This is a genomic window from Klebsiella sp. HMSC16A12 (assembly GCF_001808265.1).
Classification (GTDB): Bacteria; Pseudomonadota; Gammaproteobacteria; order Enterobacterales; family Enterobacteriaceae; genus Klebsiella; species Klebsiella pneumoniae.
In genome coordinates this window covers 75,001-93,961 of record NZ_KV792604.1, presented here as the reverse complement: position 1 = coordinate 93,961, position 18,961 = coordinate 75,001, and the positions used below count along the sequence as shown (strand labels likewise).

The 18,961-nt window shown below is 57.8% G+C and carries 18 protein-coding genes; 6 read left to right on the top strand and 12 right to left on the bottom strand.

Annotated features, from left to right (window positions below; translation table 11 throughout):
- A complete protein-coding gene (locus HMPREF3140_RS11275) occupies positions 1 to 405 on the bottom strand; it encodes an OsmC family protein (protein ID WP_002920158.1) in 405 nt (134 codons plus the stop codon).
- 306 nt (positions 406 to 711) lie between these two features.
- Between HMPREF3140_RS11275 and crp the strand changes: the two genes are divergently transcribed.
- Together crp and HMPREF3140_RS11265 are read left to right on the top strand one after the other, a co-directional pair.
- Positions 712 to 1,344 carry a cAMP-activated global transcriptional regulator CRP gene (gene crp / locus HMPREF3140_RS11270; RefSeq protein ID WP_000242758.1) on the top strand — a complete coding sequence of 211 codons (633 nt, stop codon included), beginning with the start codon at positions 712 to 714 and terminating at the stop codon, positions 1,342 to 1,344.
- A 51-nt stretch (positions 1,345 to 1,395) separates the two neighbouring features.
- Positions 1,396 to 3,474, top strand: a complete 2,079-nt coding sequence (locus HMPREF3140_RS11265; RefSeq protein WP_004150035.1) for a YccS/YhfK family putative transporter — start codon at positions 1,396 to 1,398, stop codon at positions 3,472 to 3,474.
- Here the strand turns inward: HMPREF3140_RS11265 and argD are convergent.
- The 5 genes from argD to ppiA form a co-directional block, all read right to left on the bottom strand.
- Positions 3,464 to 4,684: a bifunctional acetylornithine/succinyldiaminopimelate transaminase gene (gene argD / locus HMPREF3140_RS11260; RefSeq protein ID WP_021440813.1), complete on the bottom strand. Its 1,221-nt coding sequence runs from the start codon at positions 4,682 to 4,684 to the stop codon at positions 3,464 to 3,466. The genes HMPREF3140_RS11265 and argD overlap by 11 nt on opposite strands.
- 90 nt (positions 4,685 to 4,774) lie before the next feature.
- Positions 4,775 to 5,338 carry an aminodeoxychorismate synthase component 2 gene (gene pabA, locus HMPREF3140_RS11255; protein ID WP_002920229.1) on the bottom strand — a complete coding sequence of 188 codons (564 nt, stop codon included), beginning with the start codon at positions 5,336 to 5,338 and terminating at the stop codon, positions 4,775 to 4,777.
- A 32-nt stretch (positions 5,339 to 5,370) separates the two neighbouring features.
- On the bottom strand, positions 5,371 to 5,973 hold the full coding sequence (locus HMPREF3140_RS11250; protein ID WP_004181446.1) for a putative adenosine monophosphate-protein transferase Fic: 603 nt from the start codon (positions 5,971 to 5,973) through the stop codon (positions 5,371 to 5,373).
- On the bottom strand, positions 5,963 to 6,130 hold the full coding sequence (locus tag HMPREF3140_RS11245; protein WP_002920231.1) for a YhfG family protein: 168 nt from the start codon (positions 6,128 to 6,130) through the stop codon (positions 5,963 to 5,965). The genes HMPREF3140_RS11250 and HMPREF3140_RS11245 overlap by 11 nt, the downstream gene beginning before the upstream one ends.
- Before the next feature lie 106 nt (positions 6,131 to 6,236).
- Positions 6,237 to 6,806, bottom strand: a complete 570-nt coding sequence (gene ppiA / locus HMPREF3140_RS11240) for a peptidylprolyl isomerase A (protein WP_002920238.1) — start codon at positions 6,804 to 6,806, stop codon at positions 6,237 to 6,239.
- Positions 6,807 to 7,082: 276 nt separating this feature from the next.
- Between ppiA and tsgA the strand changes: the two genes are divergently transcribed.
- Entirely contained in the window at positions 7,083 to 8,270 is a 1,188-nt protein-coding gene (gene tsgA, locus HMPREF3140_RS11235) for an MFS transporter TsgA (RefSeq protein WP_002920240.1), read from the top strand.
- Here the strand turns inward: tsgA and HMPREF3140_RS11230 are convergent.
- Positions 8,267 to 9,589 (bottom strand): cytosine deaminase, encoded by a 1,323-nt coding sequence (locus HMPREF3140_RS11230; protein ID WP_032412502.1) that lies wholly within the window; start codon positions 9,587 to 9,589, stop codon positions 8,267 to 8,269. The two genes, tsgA and HMPREF3140_RS11230, sit on opposite strands and share 4 nt — an antisense overlap.
- A gap of 238 nt (positions 9,590 to 9,827) precedes the next feature.
- Here HMPREF3140_RS11230 and nirB point away from each other — a divergent pair, with 238 nt between their 5' ends.
- The 3 genes from nirB to cysG all read left to right on the top strand — a co-directional run bounded on the left by nirB (position 9,828) and on the right by cysG (position 14,221).
- Positions 9,828 to 12,371 carry a nitrite reductase large subunit NirB gene (gene nirB, locus HMPREF3140_RS11220; protein ID WP_002920243.1) on the top strand — a complete coding sequence of 848 codons (2,544 nt, stop codon included), beginning with the start codon at positions 9,828 to 9,830 and terminating at the stop codon, positions 12,369 to 12,371.
- Positions 12,368 to 12,694 carry a nitrite reductase small subunit NirD gene (gene nirD / locus HMPREF3140_RS11215; protein ID WP_002920249.1) on the top strand — a complete coding sequence of 109 codons (327 nt, stop codon included), beginning with the start codon at positions 12,368 to 12,370 and terminating at the stop codon, positions 12,692 to 12,694. The genes nirB and nirD overlap by 4 nt, the downstream gene beginning before the upstream one ends.
- A 153-nt stretch (positions 12,695 to 12,847) precedes the next feature.
- On the top strand, positions 12,848 to 14,221 hold the full coding sequence (gene cysG / locus HMPREF3140_RS11210; protein ID WP_002920252.1) for a siroheme synthase CysG: 1,374 nt from the start codon (positions 12,848 to 12,850) through the stop codon (positions 14,219 to 14,221).
- Positions 14,222 to 14,293: 72 nt separating this feature from the next.
- On the opposite strand, the gene trpS is transcribed toward cysG, so the two are convergent.
- The 5 genes from trpS to damX form a co-directional block, all read right to left on the bottom strand.
- Positions 14,294 to 15,298, bottom strand: a complete 1,005-nt coding sequence (gene trpS, locus HMPREF3140_RS11205) for a tryptophan--tRNA ligase (protein ID WP_002920253.1) — start codon at positions 15,296 to 15,298, stop codon at positions 14,294 to 14,296.
- Positions 15,291 to 16,052, bottom strand: coding sequence for a phosphoglycolate phosphatase (gph, locus tag HMPREF3140_RS11200; protein WP_004188345.1), 762 nt, complete (start codon positions 16,050 to 16,052; stop codon positions 15,291 to 15,293). Before gph ends, trpS begins: the two co-directional genes overlap by 8 nt.
- Positions 16,045 to 16,722, bottom strand: coding sequence for a ribulose-phosphate 3-epimerase (gene rpe, locus HMPREF3140_RS11195; RefSeq protein WP_032412504.1), 678 nt, complete (start codon positions 16,720 to 16,722; stop codon positions 16,045 to 16,047). The genes gph and rpe overlap by 8 nt, the downstream gene beginning before the upstream one ends.
- A 17-nt stretch (positions 16,723 to 16,739) precedes the next feature.
- Positions 16,740 to 17,567 (bottom strand): adenine-specific DNA-methyltransferase, encoded by an 828-nt coding sequence (gene dam / locus HMPREF3140_RS11190; RefSeq protein WP_002920260.1) that lies wholly within the window; start codon positions 17,565 to 17,567, stop codon positions 16,740 to 16,742.
- A 78-nt stretch (positions 17,568 to 17,645) separates the two neighbouring features.
- Positions 17,646 to 18,932 (bottom strand): cell division protein DamX, encoded by a 1,287-nt coding sequence (damX, locus tag HMPREF3140_RS11185; RefSeq protein WP_015875204.1) that lies wholly within the window; start codon positions 18,930 to 18,932, stop codon positions 17,646 to 17,648.
- Between the last annotated feature and the right edge of the window lie 29 nt (positions 18,933 to 18,961).

Here is an 18,961-nt window from a genome sequence, read left to right as displayed (position 1 = left end):
CTACGCCTCGATCACTTCATAGGAGTGAGTGATGTTCACCGCTTTTTCCAGCATCAGCGCCACCGAGCAGTATTTCTCTGCCGACAGGTCCACCGCCCGGGAGACCGCGGCATCTTTCAGCGCCTTGCCGGTGACGATAAAATGCAGATTAATATGCGTGAACAGACGCGGAGCCTCTTCGCGACGCTCGGAGGTCAGCTTCACTTCGCAATTGGTCACGTCGTGACGACCTTTTTGCAGAATGGAGACCACATCGATCGCACTGCAACCGCCCGCCGCCATCAGCACCATCTCCATCGGGCTGGGAGCCTTATCCCCGGAGTTGCCATCCATCAGAATCTGGTGTCCCGATGCGGACTCCCCGATAAAGGTTAACCCTTCTACCCATTTCACACGCGCTTGCATAAAATTTAACTCCAGTATCGCAATATTCCTGTCAGATTACGCGCACATAACAATTCTCGCAACGGAAGGCGACCTGCGTCATGCTGAAGCGAGACACCAGGAGACATGCGGCGAAAGCTATGCTAAAACAGTCTGGATGCTACAGTAATACATTGATGTACTGCATGTATGCAGAGGAGTTCACATTACGGGCTGTCGAAAAATCATCAGCCAGCTTCCCAGGTATAGGGAAACAATACGATTGCATGCCCGGACGCCGTGTAGTGTCGGCGCCCGGAGATAGCTTATAACAGAGGATAACCGCGCATGGTGCTTGGCAAACCGCAAACAGACCCTACCCTTGAATGGTTCTTGTCTCATTGCCACATTCATAAGTACCCATCAAAGAGCACGCTGATCCACCAGGGTGAAAAAGCAGAAACGCTGTACTACATCGTTAAAGGCTCCGTGGCTGTACTCATCAAGGATGAAGAAGGTAAAGAGATGATCCTCTCCTACCTCAACCAGGGCGATTTCATCGGTGAATTAGGCCTGTTTGAAGAGGGTCAGGAGCGTAGCGCCTGGGTACGGGCGAAAACCGCATGTGAAGTGGCCGAAATCTCTTATAAGAAATTCCGTCAGCTGATCCAGGTGAACCCGGACATTCTGATGCGTCTCTCTTCGCAAATGGCTCGCCGTCTGCAGGTCACGTCTGAGAAAGTGGGCAACCTGGCCTTCCTCGACGTGACGGGCCGTATCGCCCAGACGCTGCTGAACCTGGCGAAGCAACCGGATGCCATGACCCACCCGGACGGTATGCAAATTAAAATTACCCGCCAGGAAATTGGTCAGATCGTCGGCTGCTCTCGTGAAACCGTTGGTCGTATTTTGAAAATGCTGGAAGATCAGAACCTGATTTCCGCGCACGGTAAAACCATCGTCGTCTACGGCACCCGTTAAGTTGCTAAGCGGCGTATTGCTCCCGCAGTACGCCGTTTTTGTTTTTCCCTCATGTGGCGCAGGCTGATTTACCACCCGGAAGTCAACTATGCACTGCGGCAAACGCTGGTGCTGTGTCTGCCCGTGGCCATCGGTCTTCTGCTCGGCCATCTCCAGCAGGGGCTGTTATTTTCCTTAGTCCCCGCCTGCTGCAACATTGCCGGTCTTGATACCCCGCATAAGCGCTTTTTCAAACGCCTGATTATCGGCGGCTGCCTGTTTGCCGGATGCAGTCTGGTGGTGCAGTTGCTGCTTGCCCAGTCGATACCCCTGCCGTTTATTCTCAGCGGCCTGGCGCTCTTGCTCGGCGTTACCGCGGAGATCAGTTCGCTGCACGCGCGGCTGCTGCCCGCGTCGCTGATCGCCGCCATCTTTACCCTGAGCCTGGCGGGCAATATGCCCATCTGGGAGCCGCTGCTGATCTACGCCTTCGGCACGCTGTGGTACGGCGTGTTTAACTGGTTCTGGTTCTGGCTGTGGCGCGAACAGCCGCTACGGGAGTCGCTTAGCCTGCTTTACCGGGAGCTGGCGGACTACTGTGAAGCCAAATACAGCCTGCTGACCCAGCATACCGATCCCTCGACCGCCCTGCCGCCGCTGCTCACCCGCCAGCAGAAAGTGGTCGATCTGATTACCCAGTGCTATCAGCAGATGCATATGCTGGCCGCTAACCAACGCAACGATCATAAGCGCCTGCTGCGGGCGTTTCAGATGGGGCTGGATCTGCAGGAGCATATTTCGGTCAGCCTGCATCAGCCGGAAGAGGTGCAAAAGCTGGTGGAACGCAGCCATGCCGAAGCGGTGATCCGCTGGAACGCGCAGACCGTCGCCGCCCGCCTGCGCGTGCTGGCGGATGACATGCTCTATCATCGCTTTCCAAAGCGCTTTCAGATGGATAAACAGATCGAGGCTCTGGAAAAGATCGCCAGACAACATCCGGATAACCCGGTCGGCCACTTCTGCGCCTGGCACTTCAGCCGCATCGCCCGGGTGCTGCATACCCAGCGCCCGCTGTATGCCCGGGACCTGATGGCCGACAAAGAGCGTCGTTTACCGCTATTGCCCGCGCTAAAGAACTACCTGTCGCTAAAATCGCCCGCGCTGCGCAATGCCGCCCGCATCAGCGTGATGCTGAGCGTCGCCAGCCTGATGGGCAACGCCCTGCACTTGCCTAAGCCCTACTGGATCCTGATGACGGTGCTTTTCGTCACCCAGAACGGCTATGGCGCCACCCGGGTGCGTATTGTTCACCGGGCGGCAGGGACGCTCGCCGGCCTGACGATCGCCGGGCTGACCTTGCATTTTCACGTTCCGGAGAGCTACACCCTGAGCGGGATGCTGCTGATTACCCTGCTCAGCTATCTGATCATTCGCAAACACTATGGCTGGGCGATGGTTGGGTTTACGGTGACGGCGGTATATACCCTGCAGCTGCTGACGCTTAACGGCGAACAGTTTATTATCGCCCGGCTGATCGACACCCTTATCGGCTGCCTGATCGCCTTCGGCGGGATGGTCTGGCTGTGGCCGCAGTGGCAGAGCGGCCTGCTGAAAAAAAACGCCCACGATGCGCTGGAGGCCGACCAGCAGGCAATTCGCCTGATCCTCAGCGCCGATCCAAAAGCCCCCGCGCTGGCCTATCAACGCATGCGCGTCAACCAGGCGCACAACGCGCTCTACAACTCCCTGAATCAGGCGATGCAGGAACCCGGGTTTAATACCCACTATCTGGAAGATATGAAGCTGTGGGTGACGCACAGCCAGTTTATCGTCGAACACATCAACGCTATGACCACCCTGGCCCGGGAGCATACGATGCTGACCCCGGATCTTGCCCAGCGCTATCTCGAATCCTGTGAGATTGCGCTGCAGCGCTGCCAGCAGCGGCTGGACAGCGATGGTCCCGGCAGCGCAGGGGATGCCAATATTATGGAGTCGCCGGAAAGCGAGGCGCCGATCGGTCCGTTAAGCACCATGGAGCAGCATCTGCAACGCATTCTGGGCCATCTGAACACCATGCACACCATTTCGTCAGTGGCATGGCGTCAGCGGCCGCACCATGGCATCTGGCTGCGGAAGATCAACCGTTAATCACCTTTGCCACCGCCTGGGCAAAGCGCGCCATCCCTTCAGTAATATCCTGCTCGTCGATGATCAGCGAGGGAACAAAACGCATCACGTCCGGCCCGGCGTTGAGCACCATGACGCCGGCGTCGGCCGCGGCATAGAGGAAATCACGCGCGCGGCCTTTGTGCTGCGGCTTGAGTTCCGCGCCGATCAGCAGGCCCATCCCGCGTATATCACTGAACAGATCAAACTCGGCATCCAGCCGCTGCAGGTGTTTGACGAATAGTTCGCGCTTCGCGCTCACGCCATCCAGCACCGCCGGGGTATTGATCAGATCGAAGGCGGCGTTGGCGACCGCGCAGGCCAGCGGGTTGCCGCCGTAGGTTGAGCCATGGGAGCCCGCATGGAAGGCGCTGGCGATCTCGTGGGTGGTCAGCATGGCGCTGACCGGGAAGCCGCCGCCCAGCGCTTTGGCGCTGGTCAGAATATCCGGGGTCACGCCGTAGTGCATATAGGCGAACAGCGATCCGGTACGCCCCATACCACACTGTACTTCATCAAAGACGAGCAGCGCCTGGTGCTGATCGCACAGCTCGCGCAGTCCCTGCAGAAAAGCCGGCGTGGCCGCCGTCACGCCGCCTTCGCCCTGAATCGGCTCCACCACCACCGCGCAGGTGTGGTCATCCATCACCGCTTTTACCGCCTGCAGATCGTTGAAGGGAACATGGACAATATCCGCCGGTTTTGGGCCGAAACCATCGGAATACTTCGGCTGACCGCCGACGGAAACGGTAAACAGGGAGCGGCCATGAAAGGCATTATGGAAGGCGATGATTTTGGTTTTATACGGGCTATGGCGGGTCACCGCATAGTGACGCGCCAGCTTAAAGGCCGTTTCATTGGCTTCGGTGCCGGAGTTCATAAACACCGCGCGCTCGGCGAAGGTAGCCTCGACAAGTTTACGTCCCAGACGCAGCGCCGGCTCATTGGTAAAGACGTTGCTGGTGTGCCACAGCATTTCGCCCTGCTGATGCAGCGCCGCCACCAGCGCCGGATGGCAATGGCCAAGCGCCGTCACCGCGATACCGCCGGCGAAATCGATATACTCTTTCCCCTGCTGATCCCAGACGCGGCTGCCTTTCCCCTTCACCGGGATGAATTCTGCCGGTGCATAAATTGGCAAAATAACTTCATCGAATGTGGCGCGGGTGATTGCCGGTTGTTCAGTTGCCATGTCTTGCCCATCCCTCTTCGTTACGCAGATGCGATTATGATAATCTAATCACAAAATATGCATAAAAAATCAGTCAATAGCAACTGAAAATCACCGTTTCAAAAAGTTGGCCAGCAATTGATGGCCCTGCTCGCTGAGGATACTTTCCGGATGAAACTGCACGCCCTCGAGATCCCATTCGCGGTGACGGATCCCCATAATCTCACCGCTGGCGCTGCGGGCAGTGACGTTAAACTCGGACGGGAGCGTCGGCGGGTCAATCACCAGCGAGTGATAGCGGGTCACCGTCAGGGGATTATTCAGCCCCTGAAACACCCCTTCGCCGTTATGCTCGATAAGCGAGGTTTTGCCATGCATGACCTGGGCCGCCCGCACGATAGTCGCGCCAAACGCCTGGGCGATCGCCTGATGCCCGAGACAGACGCCCAGCAGCGGCGTTTTTCCGGCATAGTGGCGGATAACCGCGAGGGAAATCCCCGCCTCATCCGGCGTGCAGGGGCCTGGCGAGATCACGATTTTCTCCGGCGCCAGCGCCGCTATCTCCTCCAGCGTCAACGCATCGTTGCGTCTGACCAGTACTTCCGCCCCCAGTTCGCAGAAGTACTGATACAGATTCCAGGTGAAAGAGTCATAGTTATCGATAAGCAGGATCATAGCGGCTCCGGAACAATCAAAACCGGGCTATTCTACTCAGATTCCCGCGCTTCGCTTACCACTTTGCGAAAGATCGCCACCAGCGGGGCCAGATCGCCCATCGCGCTCTGCTGGCAGGCCGCACTCCAGCCGGCGGGGTCAACGTCACGCCAGTTAAGAAGGTAGCCGGCATGTATCGCCAGCTGTTCAAAGAAAATGCGCTGGGTCAGGCCATTGCCAAGACGAAAAGGGTGCAGCACATTAATTTCACCATAGAACCAGCTCAGGCGTTCGATGAAGGTATCGCGCGGCAGGCCATTGAGATAATCCTCCTGCTCAAGGGCCTGCATCAGGGCATTCCCCTCCTCCTCGATCCGGGCAAAGTGGCAGAACGGCGTATCGCCCAGGTAGAGGTTCACTTCACGCAAGCGGCCCGCCCAGTCAAACAGATCCTGATACAACTGGTGATGAATAGCGCACAGATAGGGTAAGCCGCGCACCCGCGGGCCCAGCGGCAGAGTGGCCGCCCGCAGCGCTGTCATCTCAAAGGCGGCCTGCTGCAGATTTTTAGCCTGGCGGATGCCGAGACGGTTGCGCAGCACGTTCAGCGCCGGATAGAGATAAGGATCGCGTTCATCGCCGAATTTATCGCTCATACTCCCTCCGCAACGTCGCCAGACGCGCCAGCGCCTCTTCGGCAGTCAGCGTAACCAGCGGCACCGTCACGCCTTCAAGGCGACGGCTGGCCTGAAAATTGGTATTGCGTGTCTGTTCCCAGAGTCGGGATTTTTGCTTATCGGTGAGTGGACGCATCGTCGCCCCCCTTATCGTCCCCTGTGTGCCACAAGTATAAGCAGCAATTTCAGGTTATGCCGGGAGGCGACCGGGCGCGGCGATAGACCACCGCGCCGCGGGAGGATTAGGGCAGCACTTTCGCAGAGAGGATAACGACCGGTTTGGTCGGCACATTCTGGTACGGACCAACGTTATGGGTCTGGACCTGGGAGATCTTATCCGCAACATCCATCCCCTTCACCACTTTGCCGAATACCGCATAGCCAAAGTCGCGCTGGCCATGGTCGAGGAAGGCGTTATCCGCCACGTTGATGAAGAACTGACTGGTGGCGCTATCCTGATCGGCGGTACGCGCCATCGCGATGGTGCCGCGGGTGTTGCGCAGGCCGTTGTCTGCTTCATTCTTGATCGGCGGGTTAGGCTGCTTCTGCTGCATCTGTTCGTTAAAGCCGCCGCCCTGCACCATGAATCCCGGGATCACGCGGTGAAAGGTGGTGTTGTTGTAGAAGCCGCTGTTGACGTACTTCAGGAAGTTATCCACGGAAATCGGGGCTTTCTGGCTGTTTAACTCAAGCTCAATGTTACCTGCCGAAGTGGTCAGCAGCACATGCGGATCGCCCTTTGCCGCCATGGCCGGGGAGAACGCTGAAATAGCGAAAACGGCAGCCATCGCCGCCAGTGTTGATTTGAGCATGGAAATTCCTTAACGGAGCAGAATAAAAGCGAGTGCCTTGATTCTAAAGAGCCTTTGCATCCTGGGCCAGCCTTTTACCAAATTTTACTTAGCTGTAATAATTGTAACCGCGCAAACGATCTCCTTTGCAGCGAACAAGCGTGATGCAGATCACATTAAAACATGCAAAAGATAACCCATTTCACAATAAACATTTAATTACATCACCTGAACGAATAAAATCTGTCCGCCCGGCGCAGCGTCAACGCGCTTTACCTTTCTATTCACAGGCCAGTCATGACTAACAGCAACCGTATTAAGCTCACATGGATCAGCTTCTTCTCCTACGCCCTGACCGGCGCGTTGGTGATCGTCACCGGGATGGTGATGGGTAACATTGCGGATTATTTCCATCTGCCCGTTTCCAGTATGAGCAACACCTTTACCTTTCTGAACGCCGGTATTCTTATCTCCATCTTCCTCAATGCCTGGCTGATGGAAATCGTGCCGCTGAAAACTCAGCTGCGCTTTGGCTTTATTTTGATGGTGCTGGCGGTGGCCGGCCTGATGCTCAGCCACAGCCTGGCGCTGTTCTCCGCGTCAATGTTCGTTCTTGGCCTGGTGAGCGGGATCACCATGTCGATCGGGACCTTCCTGATCACCCATATGTATGAAGGCCGTCAGCGCGGGGCGCGTCTGCTGTTTACCGACTCCTTCTTTAGCATGGCGGGCATGATTTTCCCGATGGTCGCCGCCGTCCTGCTGGCGCGCAGCATCGAGTGGTACTGGGTCTACGCCTGTATTGGTCTGGTGTATGTCGCTATTTTCGTCCTGACTTTCGGCTGTGATTTCCCGGTGCTGGGCAAAAAAGCCCAGAGTGAAAACAGCCAGCCGGTGGTGAAAGAGAAGTGGGGCATTGGCGTACTGTTCCTCTCCGTTGCGGCGCTGTGCTACATCCTCGGTCAGCTGGGCTTTATCTCCTGGGTACCGGAATATGCGAAGAGCCTGGGCATGAGCCTCGGCGACGCCGGTAAACTGGTGAGCGATTTCTGGATGTCCTACATGATCGGCATGTGGTCATTCAGCTTCATCCTGCGCTTCTTCGACCTGCAGCGTATCTTAACCGTCCTCGCCGGGCTCGCGACGGTGCTGATGTACCTGTTTATCAATGGTTCGCCGGAGCATATGCCGTGGTTTATTCTGACCCTGGGCTTCTTCTCCAGCGCCATTTACACCTCGATCATTACGCTCGGTTCGCAGCAGACGCGGGTCGCTTCGCCGAAGCTGGTGAACTTTATCCTCACCTGCGGCACCATCGGCACTATGCTCACTTTCGTGGTCACCGGCCCGATTGTGGCGGCCAGCGGTCCCCTGGCCGCGCTGCACACCGCTAACGGCCTCTACGCCGTGGTATTCGTAATGTGCTTTATCCTCGGCTTCGTCTCCCGTCATCGCCAGAACAACGCTCAGGCGGCGTCTCACTAAGCCTTCGGCCCCTTTGCATCCGCAAGGGGGCTGTTCCTCATAAAAGAAAGCTCCTCGCCACCGCGGTCAGTTTGGATCCAGCTTTGCGCCGGCTGGGTGGTCGCGATCACCCTTCCCTGGCGAATTGACCAGCGCACCGGCACCTGGCAGCGGACGGCCTCAAAGCCATTCTCCGCCGGGAGAATGATCAGGTTAGCCGGGTTGCCGCTGACAATGCCGTAATCCTCGAGGCCAAACGTGCGGGCGCTGTTGTCGGTGATAAGCTGCAGGCCGTCGTTGATCTGCTGGTAGCCCATCAGCTGGCAAACATGGAGCCCCATATGCAGGACCTGCAGCATATTGCCGGTCCCCAGCGGGTACCACGGGTCAAAGACGTCATCATGACCAAAGCAAACGTTGATCCCCGCCGCCAACAGCTCCTTCACCCGGGTAATGCCCCGTCGCTTCGGGTAGTCGTCAAACCGGCCCTGCAGATGAATATTCACCAGCGGATTGGCGACAAAGTTGATGCCGGAGAGCTTAAGCAAGCGGAACAGACGCGAGGTATAAGCGCCATTATAGGAGTGCATAGCGGTGGTATGGCTGGCCGTTACCCGCGGCCCTATCCCCGCTTTCAGCGCCAGCGCGGCAACGGTTTCAACAAAGCGCGACTGCTCATCGTCAATTTCATCGCAGTGAATATCCAGTGGGCGGTCATATTGCTGCGCCAGACGGAAGGCGATATGCAGCGATTCCACACCATATTCACGGGTGAACTCAAAATGCGGGATCGCCCCGACGACGTCCGCCCCCAGCTTGAGGGCCTCCTCCAGCAGCGCCTCGCCGTTGGGGTAAGAGAGGATCCCCTCCTGTGGAAAAGCGACAATCTGTAACTCGACCCATGGCGCCACCTCCTGTTTGACCTCCAGCATCGCCTTCAGCGCCGTTAACGTGGGATCGGAAACATCGACATGAGTGCGGACAAACTGCACGCCATTGGCGATCTGCCACTTCAGGGTTTTCCACGCCCGGGCTTTGACGTCCTCATGGCTGAGCAGCGCTTTCCGCTCCGCCCAGCGCTCAATCCCCTCGAACAGAGTACCGGACTGATTCCAGTTCGGCTCGCCGGCCGTCTGGGTGGTATCCAGATGGATATGCGGCTCGATAAAAGGCGGGACCGCTAGCCCGCCGCGAGCGTTCAATACCTCGTAGCTTTCATCGTGCGCCTCCCCCATCGGCGTGATCTCGCCAAAGCGGCCCTTATCAATGGCTATTTGCCACAGGCCGTCGCGGTCTGCCAGGCGTACGTTCTGAATCAACCAAAGCGGCGCTGCTGTCATATCACCCTCTCTATTCAATACGGCTTGTTTTCTGTCTAACCCCAATCGCGGCTTACCCAATTCTTGTACACAAAATCAGCAAAAAGGAAAAGTCAGCGTTTTCCATGACTTATAAAAATACTGACAAATCAAACGCATACCCATTAAGTGGTAGGTGAAGTTGTCATTGATTTGCATCAATAAGCCTGATGGCTGAATCGTTAAGGTAGGCGGTAATAGAAAAGAAATCGAGGCAAAAATGAGCAAAGTCAGAATCGCTATTATCGGTAACGGCATGGTTGGCCATCGCTTTATCGAAGAGCTTCTCGATAAGGCGCCTGCCGGACAGTTCGACATTACCGTGTTCTGTGAAGAACCGCGTATCGCCTACGACCGCGTCCACCTGTCGTCTTATTTCTCCCATCACACTGCGGAAGAACTGTCGCTGGTACGCGAAGGTTTCTATGAGAAACACGGCGTCAAGGTGCTGGTCGGCGAACGGGCGATCACCATCAACCGCCAGGAGAAAGTGATCCACTCCAGCGCCGGGCGTACCGTGTTCTACGACAAGCTGATTATGGCGACCGGCTCATACCCGTGGATCCCGCCGATTAAAGGCGCGGAAACCCAGGATTGCTTCGTCTATCGCACTATTGAAGATCTTAACGCCATCGAATCCTGCGCCCGCCGCAGCAAACGCGGCGCGGTAGTCGGCGGCGGCCTGCTCGGCCTGGAAGCGGCCGGCGCGTTGAAAAACCTCGGTGTGGAAACCCATGTTATCGAATTCGCGCCGATGCTGATGGCCGAACAGCTCGACCAGATGGGCGGCGAGCAGTTGCGGCGCAAAATCGAAAGCATGGGCGTGAAAGTTCACACCAGCAAAAACACCAAAGAGATTGTTCAGCAGGGCACCGAGGCGCGCAAAACCATGCACTTCGCCGACGGTAGCGAGCTGCAGGTCGATTTCATCGTCTTCTCAACCGGGATCCGCCCGCGCGATAAGCTGGCCACCCAGTGCGGGCTGGCGGTCGCCCAGCGCGGCGGCATCATGGTCAACGATAGCTGCCAGACCTCCGATCCGGATATCTATGCCATCGGGGAATGCGCCAGCTGGAACAACCGCGTCTACGGTCTGGTCGCCCCCGGCTATAAAATGGCCCAGGTGGCCGTCGACCATCTCCTCGGCAGTGAAAATAGCTTCACCGGCGCCGACCTCAGCGCCAAGCTGAAGCTGTTGGGTGTGGACGTGGGCGGGATCGGCGATGCCCACGGCCGCACGCCGGGCGCCCGTAGCTACGTCTATCTCGACGAAAGCAAAGAAGTTTATAAGCGCCTGATCGTCAGCGCCGACAACAAAACGCTGCTCGGCGCGGTACTGGTCGGCGATACCAGCGACTACGGCAATCTGCTGCAGCTGGTGCTCAACGCCATCGAGCTGCCGGAAAACCCGGATTCGCTGATCCTCCCGGCCCACGCCGGCAGCGGCAAGCCGTCCATCGGCGTGGATAAACTGCCGGACAGCGCGCAGATCTGCTCCTGCTTTGACGTCAGCAAAGGCGACCTGATCGCCGCTATCAACAAAGGCTGCCACACCGTGGCGGCGCTGAAAGCGGAAACCAAAGCCGGGACCGGCTGCGGGGGCTGTATTCCGCTGGTCACTCAGGTGCTCAACGCCGAGCTGGCGAAACAGGGCATCGAGGTCAACAACAATCTGTGCGAACACTTCGCTTACTCCCGTCAGGAGCTGTTCCACCTGATCCGCGTGGAAGGCATTAAAACCTTCGACGAACTGCTGGAAAAACACGGTCAGGGCTACGGCTGTGAAGTCTGTAAGCCGACCGTCGGTTCCCTGCTGGCCTCCTGCTGGAATGAGTACATCCTCAAGCCGCAGCACACGCCGCTGCAGGACAGCAACGACAACTTCCTCGCCAACATTCAGAAAGATGGTACCTATTCGGTGATCCCGCGCTCAGCTGGCGGCGAAATCACGCCGGAAGGGCTGGTCGCCGTGGGCCGTATCGCGCGTGAATTCAATCTGTACACCAAAATCACCGGCTCTCAGCGCATCGGCCTGTTTGGCGCGCAGAAAGACGACCTGCCGGAGATCTGGCGGCAGCTGATTGAAGCGGGATTCGAAACCGGCCACGCCTACGCCAAAGCGCTGCGAATGGCGAAAACCTGCGTCGGCAGCACCTGGTGCCGCTACGGCGTTGGCGACAGCGTCGGCTTCGGCGTGGAACTGGAAAACCGCTACAAAGGCATCCGCACCCCGCACAAAATGAAGTTCGGCGTCTCCGGCTGCACCCGCGAATGTGCCGAGGCTCAGGGCAAAGACGTCGGGATCATCGCCACCGAGAAAGGCTGGAACCTGTACGTGTGCGGTAATGGCGGGATGAAGCCGCGTCACGCCGATCTACTGGCCGCGGACCTCGATCGCGATACGCTCATCAAATATCTCGACCGCTTTATGATGTTCTACATCCGCACCGCCGATAAGCTGACCCGCACTGCCCCGTGGCTGGACAATATGGAAGGCGGTATCGACTATCTGCGCAGCGTCATCATCGATGACAAGCTCGGTCTGAACGACCATCTGGAAGAAGAACTGGCTCGCCTGCGCGCCGCCTTCGCCTGCGAGTGGACCGAGACCGTCAACAACCCGGCGGCGCAGACCCGCTTCAAACACTTTATCAACAGCGACCAGCGCGACCCGAACGTTCAGGTGGTGCCGGAACGTGACCAGCACCGCCCGGCCACGCCGTATGAGCGTATCCCGGTTACTCTGGTGGAGGAAAAAGCATGAGCCAGTGGGTAAATATCTGCAGCATCGACGACATCCTGCCGGCCACCGGCGTCTGCGCCCTGCTCGGTCAGCAGCAGGTGGCGATCTTCCGTCCCTACCATGACGACAGAGTATTCGCCATCAGCAACATTGATCCGTTCTTCAACGCCAGCGTACTGTCTCGCGGGATTATCGCCGAGCATGACGGCGCGCTATGGGTCGCCAGCCCGCTGAAAAAACAGCGCTTCCGCCTGAGCGACGGCCTGTGCATGGAAGATGCCAGCCACTCTATCGCCCGCTTCGACGCCCGCGTGAAAGACGGACACGTTCAGCTTAAAGCGTAAGTCCTTCTCCCTCCCCCCGGCCACGGGGGGAGATATAAGTAACAGTTCTGACCGACAGCGCATGAGTGCGGGATATGTCGCATGTTTTGTATTACCTTTGCTGCTATTCTACGACCACTCGTTTTCTACCCCTTATTTTTATGAGGTTATTCTGTGGATCACTTACCCATATTCTGCCAGTTGCGCCAGCGCGATTGTTTACTGGTTGGCGGCGGGGATGTCGCCGAACGCAAAGCCCGTCTGCTGCTGGATGCTGGCGCTAACGTCACGGTCAATGCGCTCGACTTCACGCCCCAGTTTCAGGTGTGGGCTGATTCACAGATGCTAACTCTGGTGCAGGGGGAGTTTATCCCCTCGCTGCTGGATAACTGCTGGCTGGCCATCGCCGCTACTGATGATGAGACGGTCAACCAGCAGGTTAGCGAGGCGGCCGAAGCGCGGCGTATCTTCTGTAACGTGGTGGATGCCCCGCGCCAGGCCAGCTTTATCATGCCGTCGATCATCGATCGCTCGCCGCTGATGGTCGCCGTCTCCTCGGGCGGGACATCACCGGTTCTGGCGCGCCTGCTGCGCGAGAAACTGGAGTCAATTCTGCCCCTGCATCTCGGCCAGCTGGCCCGCTATGCCGGCCATCTGCGCGCGCGGGTTAAGCAGCAGTTTGCCACCGTAGGCGAGCGTCGCCGCTTCTGGGAGAAGCTGTTTGTTAACGACCGTCTGGCGCAGTCGCTGGCTAATGACGATCGGCAGGCAGTCGCGGATACCACTGAGCAGTTGCTGACGGAGCCGTTGGAGCATCGCGGCGAGGTGGTGCTGGTTGGCGCCGGCCCCGGTGACGCCGGGCTGCTCACGCTCAAAGGCCTGCAGCAGATCCAGCAGGCTGACGTGGTGGTCTATGATCGGCTGGTCTCCGATGACATCATGAATCTGGTGCGCCGCGATGCCGATCGGGTGTTCGTCGGCAAGCGCTCAGGCTACCACTGCGTCCCGCAGGAGGAGATCAACCAGATCCTGCTGCGCGAAGCGCAAAAAGGAAGACGCGTGGTCCGGCTGAAAGGCGGCGATCCCTTTATCTTTGGCCGCGGAGGGGAAGAGCTGGAGACGCTTTGCGAGGCGGGCATCCCCTTCTCCGTTGTGCCTGGCATTACCGCCGCCTCCGGCTGCTCCGCTTATTCGGGGATCCCCTTGACCCACCGCGATTTCGCGCAGGGCGTCCGCCTGGTCACTGGCCACCTGAAAACCGGCGGCGAGCTGGACTGGGCGAACCTGGCGGTGGAGAAGCAAACCCTGGTGTTCTACATGGGTCTGAACCAGGCGCCGGCGATCCGCGAGAAGCTTATCGCTCACGGCATGGCTGAAGATATGCCCGCCGCCATCGTCGAGAACGGCACCGCTGTGACGCAAAAAGTGGTCAGCGGCACCTTAGGACAACTGGATATTCTGGCGCAGCAGATGGCCAGCCCGGCGCTGATCATCGTCGGCCGTGTGGTCGGTCTGCGGGATAAACTGAACTGGTTTTCGAACCATTAACCTTGCCTCCCATAAAGCGACAGACATAAAAAAGGGCGGGATATCATCCCGCCCTTTTAGCTGTTGCGTCGCTTACGGCTTGGCGACAAAGCCAATCGCTTCGTATACCGCTTTCAGGGTTTGAGAAGCCCGCGCGCTGGCCTTTTCCGCGCCGTCTTTCATCACCTGATTGAGAAACGCTTCGTCGTTACGGAAACGGTGATAGCGCTCCTGCAGATCAATCAGCATGCCCGATACCGCTTCGGCGACTTCGCCTTTCAGGTGGCCATACATTTTGCCTTCAAAATGCTGTTCCAGCTCAGGAATAGTTTTCCCGGTAACCGCGGAGAGGATATCCAGCAGGTTGGAGACGCCCGCTTTCTCTTTCAGATCGTAACGCACTACCGGCGGCTCGTCGGAGTCGGTGACCGCACGTTTAATCTTCTTGACCACCGATTTCGGATCTTCCAGCAGGCCGATGACGTTGTTGCGGTTGTCGTCGGACTTGGACATCTTTTTCGTCGGCTCCAGCAGCGACATCACGCGCGCGCCGGATTTAGGGATAAACGGCTCAGGCACTTTAAAAATATCGCCGTAGATGGCGTTAAAACGCTGGGCGATATCGCGGCTTAGCTCAAGGTGCTGTTTCTGATCTTCGCCCACCGGAACCTGGTTGGTCTGGTACAGCAGAATGTCAGCGGCCATCAGTACCGGATAATCAAACAGACCGGCGTTGATGTTCTCCGCGTAGCGCGCTGACTTGTCTTTAAACTGAGTCATGCGGCTCAGTTCGCCGAAATAGGTGTAGCAGTTCAGCGCCCAGCCTAGCTGGGCATGTTCCGGCACGTGCGACTGCACGAAGATAGTGCTTTTCTGCGGGTCGATGCCGCAGGCCAGATACAGCGCCAGGGTGTCCAGCGTCGCCTTGCGCAGCTGCTGCGGATCCTGGCGCACGGTGATGGCGTGCTGGTCCACGATGCAATAGATGCAGTGGTAATCGTCCTGCATGTTTACCCACTGACGCAGCGCACCCATATAGTTGCCAATGGTCAGTTCACCTGAGGGCTGTGCGCCACTAAAAACGATGGGCTTAGTCATGTTTCAATTCCTGAGTTTCACTGTGCGGTAACCCGAGAGCGGGTAAGAGTTCGTTAAACTGGTCGAAGAGATAGTCCGGCTCGCTCAGCGCAAGCGGTTCACCATAGTTATAACCGTAGGTCAGACCAACAGAGCAGCAGCCTGCCGCTTTGGCCGCCTGAATATCATTGCGCGAATCGCCGACAAACAGCAGCTCGGCTGGAGCCAGAGAGAGCTTTTCCGCCACCAGCAGCAGCGGTTCCGGATGCGGCTTTTTATTCTGCACGTCATCGCCGCCAATCACCACGGTAAAATATTTCGCAATATCGAGCGCGTCCAACAGCGGGGCGACAAACGGCGTCGGCTTATTGGTAACCAGCGCCAGCGGCAGGCCTTTGGCATGCAGCGCGCCGAGCGTATCGGCCACCGCCGGGAACAGGAAACTGCCCTCTTCCGCCGCTTCGGCGTAATAGCGGTCAAACAGTTTACGCAAAATGCGCAGCTGCTCGTCTTGCGGAATATCATGATCGTCGACGGAAGGCTTGCCCATCGCCGCACGTAACGTTGCTCGCTCCTGACGAGCCCAGGTCAGCGCCCGCTCCATCAGGACATCGGCGCCGTTACCGATCCAGGTGATAACGCGTTCTTCTCCCGCCACCGGCAGCTCCAGGGCGTACAGGGCGTTATCAACCGCCGAGGTTAGACCCGGCGCGCTGTCCACCAGCGTGCCGTCGAGATCAAATGCGATGCCGCGGATCGCCTGTAATTTATCCATGACTCACCTTCGCTAATTCACTACGCATTTGATCAATGACTTGCTTGTAGTCCGGCTGACCGAAGATCGCCGAACCGGCAACAAACATATCCGCACCCGCCGCGGCGATTTCGCCGATATTGCTGGCTTTCACGCCGCCATCCACTTCGAGGCGGATGTCGTAGCCGGACGCATCGATGCGCTGGCGCACTTCACGCAGTTTATCCAGCGTCTGGGGAATAAAGGACTGGCCGCCAAAGCCCGGGTTAACCGACATCAGCAGGATCACGTCCAGCTTATCCATCACGTAATCGAGGTAGCTCAGCGGCGTCGCCGGGTTAAACACCAGGCCCGCTTTACAGCCGTGCTCTTTGATAAGCTGCAGGCTGCGCTCGACGTGTTCGGAGGCTTCCGGATGGAAGGTGATAATGCTGGCGCCGGCTTCGGCAAAATCAGGAATGATGCGGTCGACCGGCTTCACCATCAGGTGAACGTCGATTGGCGCGGTAATACCGTAATTACGCAGTGACTTCAGCACCATCGGGCCAATCGTCAGGTTTGGCACGTAGTGGTTGTCCATAACGTCGAAGTGCACGACATCCGCACCCGCCGCCAGCGCCTTCGCGGTATCCTCACCCAGACGGGCAAAATCAGCCGACAGAATCGAAGGGGCAATCAAATACTGCTTCATCCGCATCTCCTTGAAATTTATTTGGTCTTAGGCGGACGGTAGAGCGCTAATAGCTCGTCCACCTTTTTACGCGTACCACCGTTGCTGCTGATGCTGCGCCGAACCTTCACAATATGCGTTTCTGCCGCGTTTTTATACCATTCCTGCGTCAGCGGCGTGCGGTGGTTGGAAATCAGCACCGGGATGCGCTTTTTCATCAGCGATTCCGCCTTTTGCGCCAGCAGTACCTGTTGTTCCAGGTTGAAACTGTTGGTGTGGTAGGCGGTAAAGTTCGCCGTCGCCGTTAGCGGCGCATAGGGCGGATCGCAATACACCACTGTGCGGCTATCCGCACGTTGCATGCACTCTTCGTAAGATTCGCAGTAAAACTCGGCGTTTTGCGCCTTCTCGGCGAAATGATAGAGCTCAGCTTCGGGGAAATAGGGCTTTTTATAACGGCCAAACGGCACATTGAACTCGCCGCGCAGATTGTAGCGGCACAGGCCATTGTAGCCGTGACGGTTCAAATACAGGAACAGCACCGCGCGACGCAGCGGATCCTGGCTTTGGTTAAATTCATCACGATACAGGTAGTAGCGCTCAGCGACGTTATTTTCCGGGGTAAACATCTCACGGGCGGCGGCGACGTATTCGTCGGTGCGCAGTTTGACGATGTTGTACAGGCCGATTAAGTCACTGTTGATATCCGCGAGGATATAACGAGAAAAGTCGGTATTAAGAAATACCGACCCGGCGCCCACAAAGGGCTCGATCAAGCACTCGCCTTCCGGCAAATGCTTTTTAATATCGTCAAGCAGGGGGAACTTTCCCCCTGCCCACTTCAGAAAAGCGCGATTCTTTTTCATGCTGCCTAACTAATTACACGTTCTCCGGCTGTGGAGAAAGCTCCGACAGCATCCTGCGCTTAAGACTACCCCACGGCATTATTTCAGGTCAGCCTGAACCTGATGCAGCGGTTTTGCCCATGGATTTTTCGCCTGCACGTCCGCCGGCAGCGAGGTGACAGCACGTTTCGCTTCATCTTTCGATGCATAGATACCGCTCACCAGCACGTACCATGGTTGGCCGTTACGCGACGTTTCATAGACAACATATTTATCCAGCTTCTCTTTCTTCGCCCAGTTGTTGAGGTTGTCGTAGTTAGAGGAGCTGCTGAGCTGCAGAGTATAGTGACCCGACGGCGCAGTTTTCATTGAGCTGACGTCACCTGCCGTCTTCCCGGTCTTCGCTGCCGGCGCTGCCGCAGCTGCCGTTGCCGCTGGCGCTGCGGTCGTCGTGGTCGGTTTGCTCTGAGCGGTGGCCACCGGTTTGCTTTCGCTGACGGACGTTTTCGCCGGAGCGGTGGTCGCCGTGCTTTCAACATGCTTCGGCTGGACCGGCTTCGATTCTACCGGCGTTTTCGCCACGGCCTGTGGCTTCGACTGCGGCTTCGCTTCGATAACGGTATGCTTACGTTCAGCCGGACGCGGGGTCGCTGCTGTCTGACGCTCGGTCGCCTGGCGCGGCGCCGCGGTGCCATTGGCGCCATTCCGGATTGGCGCGACGGTAGCCGGTTCAGTCGGCAGCGTCGAGTTAGCCACGGCGCCGTCCAGTTGGCCCTGCTGCTGGGTCAACGCATTGTTCAGATCGCCCTGAACTTCGATACGCTGCTGGCCCTGCGGCGCAACCGCTGCCTGGCCCTGCGTCGGGTTCGCGGCAATAGGCGGTACCGTTACGTCCTGCTGTGAGGTGCTGTTAGCGGCGGCAGTCTGGTCCTGGCCGGCAGCAGGCATGCTGGCGGACTGGTCGTCAGACAGATTAATGCTCTTCTCGCCGGAAGCGGTCTGCTGGCTGGAAGATGATGGCGATTTCAGTGCGGAACCGATACCCACGATCAACAGCAGCAGCACCAGAATCCCCACACCCATCATGATGTACTGGCGGGAGGCCGGTTTGGCCGGCGCTTTTTTACGCTTGCGCGGACGACGCTCTACAGGCTGCTCTTCGAGCATCTCCTCGTCTTGCGCATCCAGTTCTTCTTCGAACTCTTCCTCTTCACGCTCGCGACGGGCCTTACCAGCGCGCGTCGGACGGCCTTCATCGGCATCAAGATCAACATCGTCAAAATTGATCTGCGGATCGGCATCACGCTCGGAAGACTGACGGGAACGACCAGCACGACGATCGTTGCGATCGGCTTTCATATCGTCTTCTGGTTTGAAATCATCCATTTAACACCCCACTAAAAGGCTTATGCTCA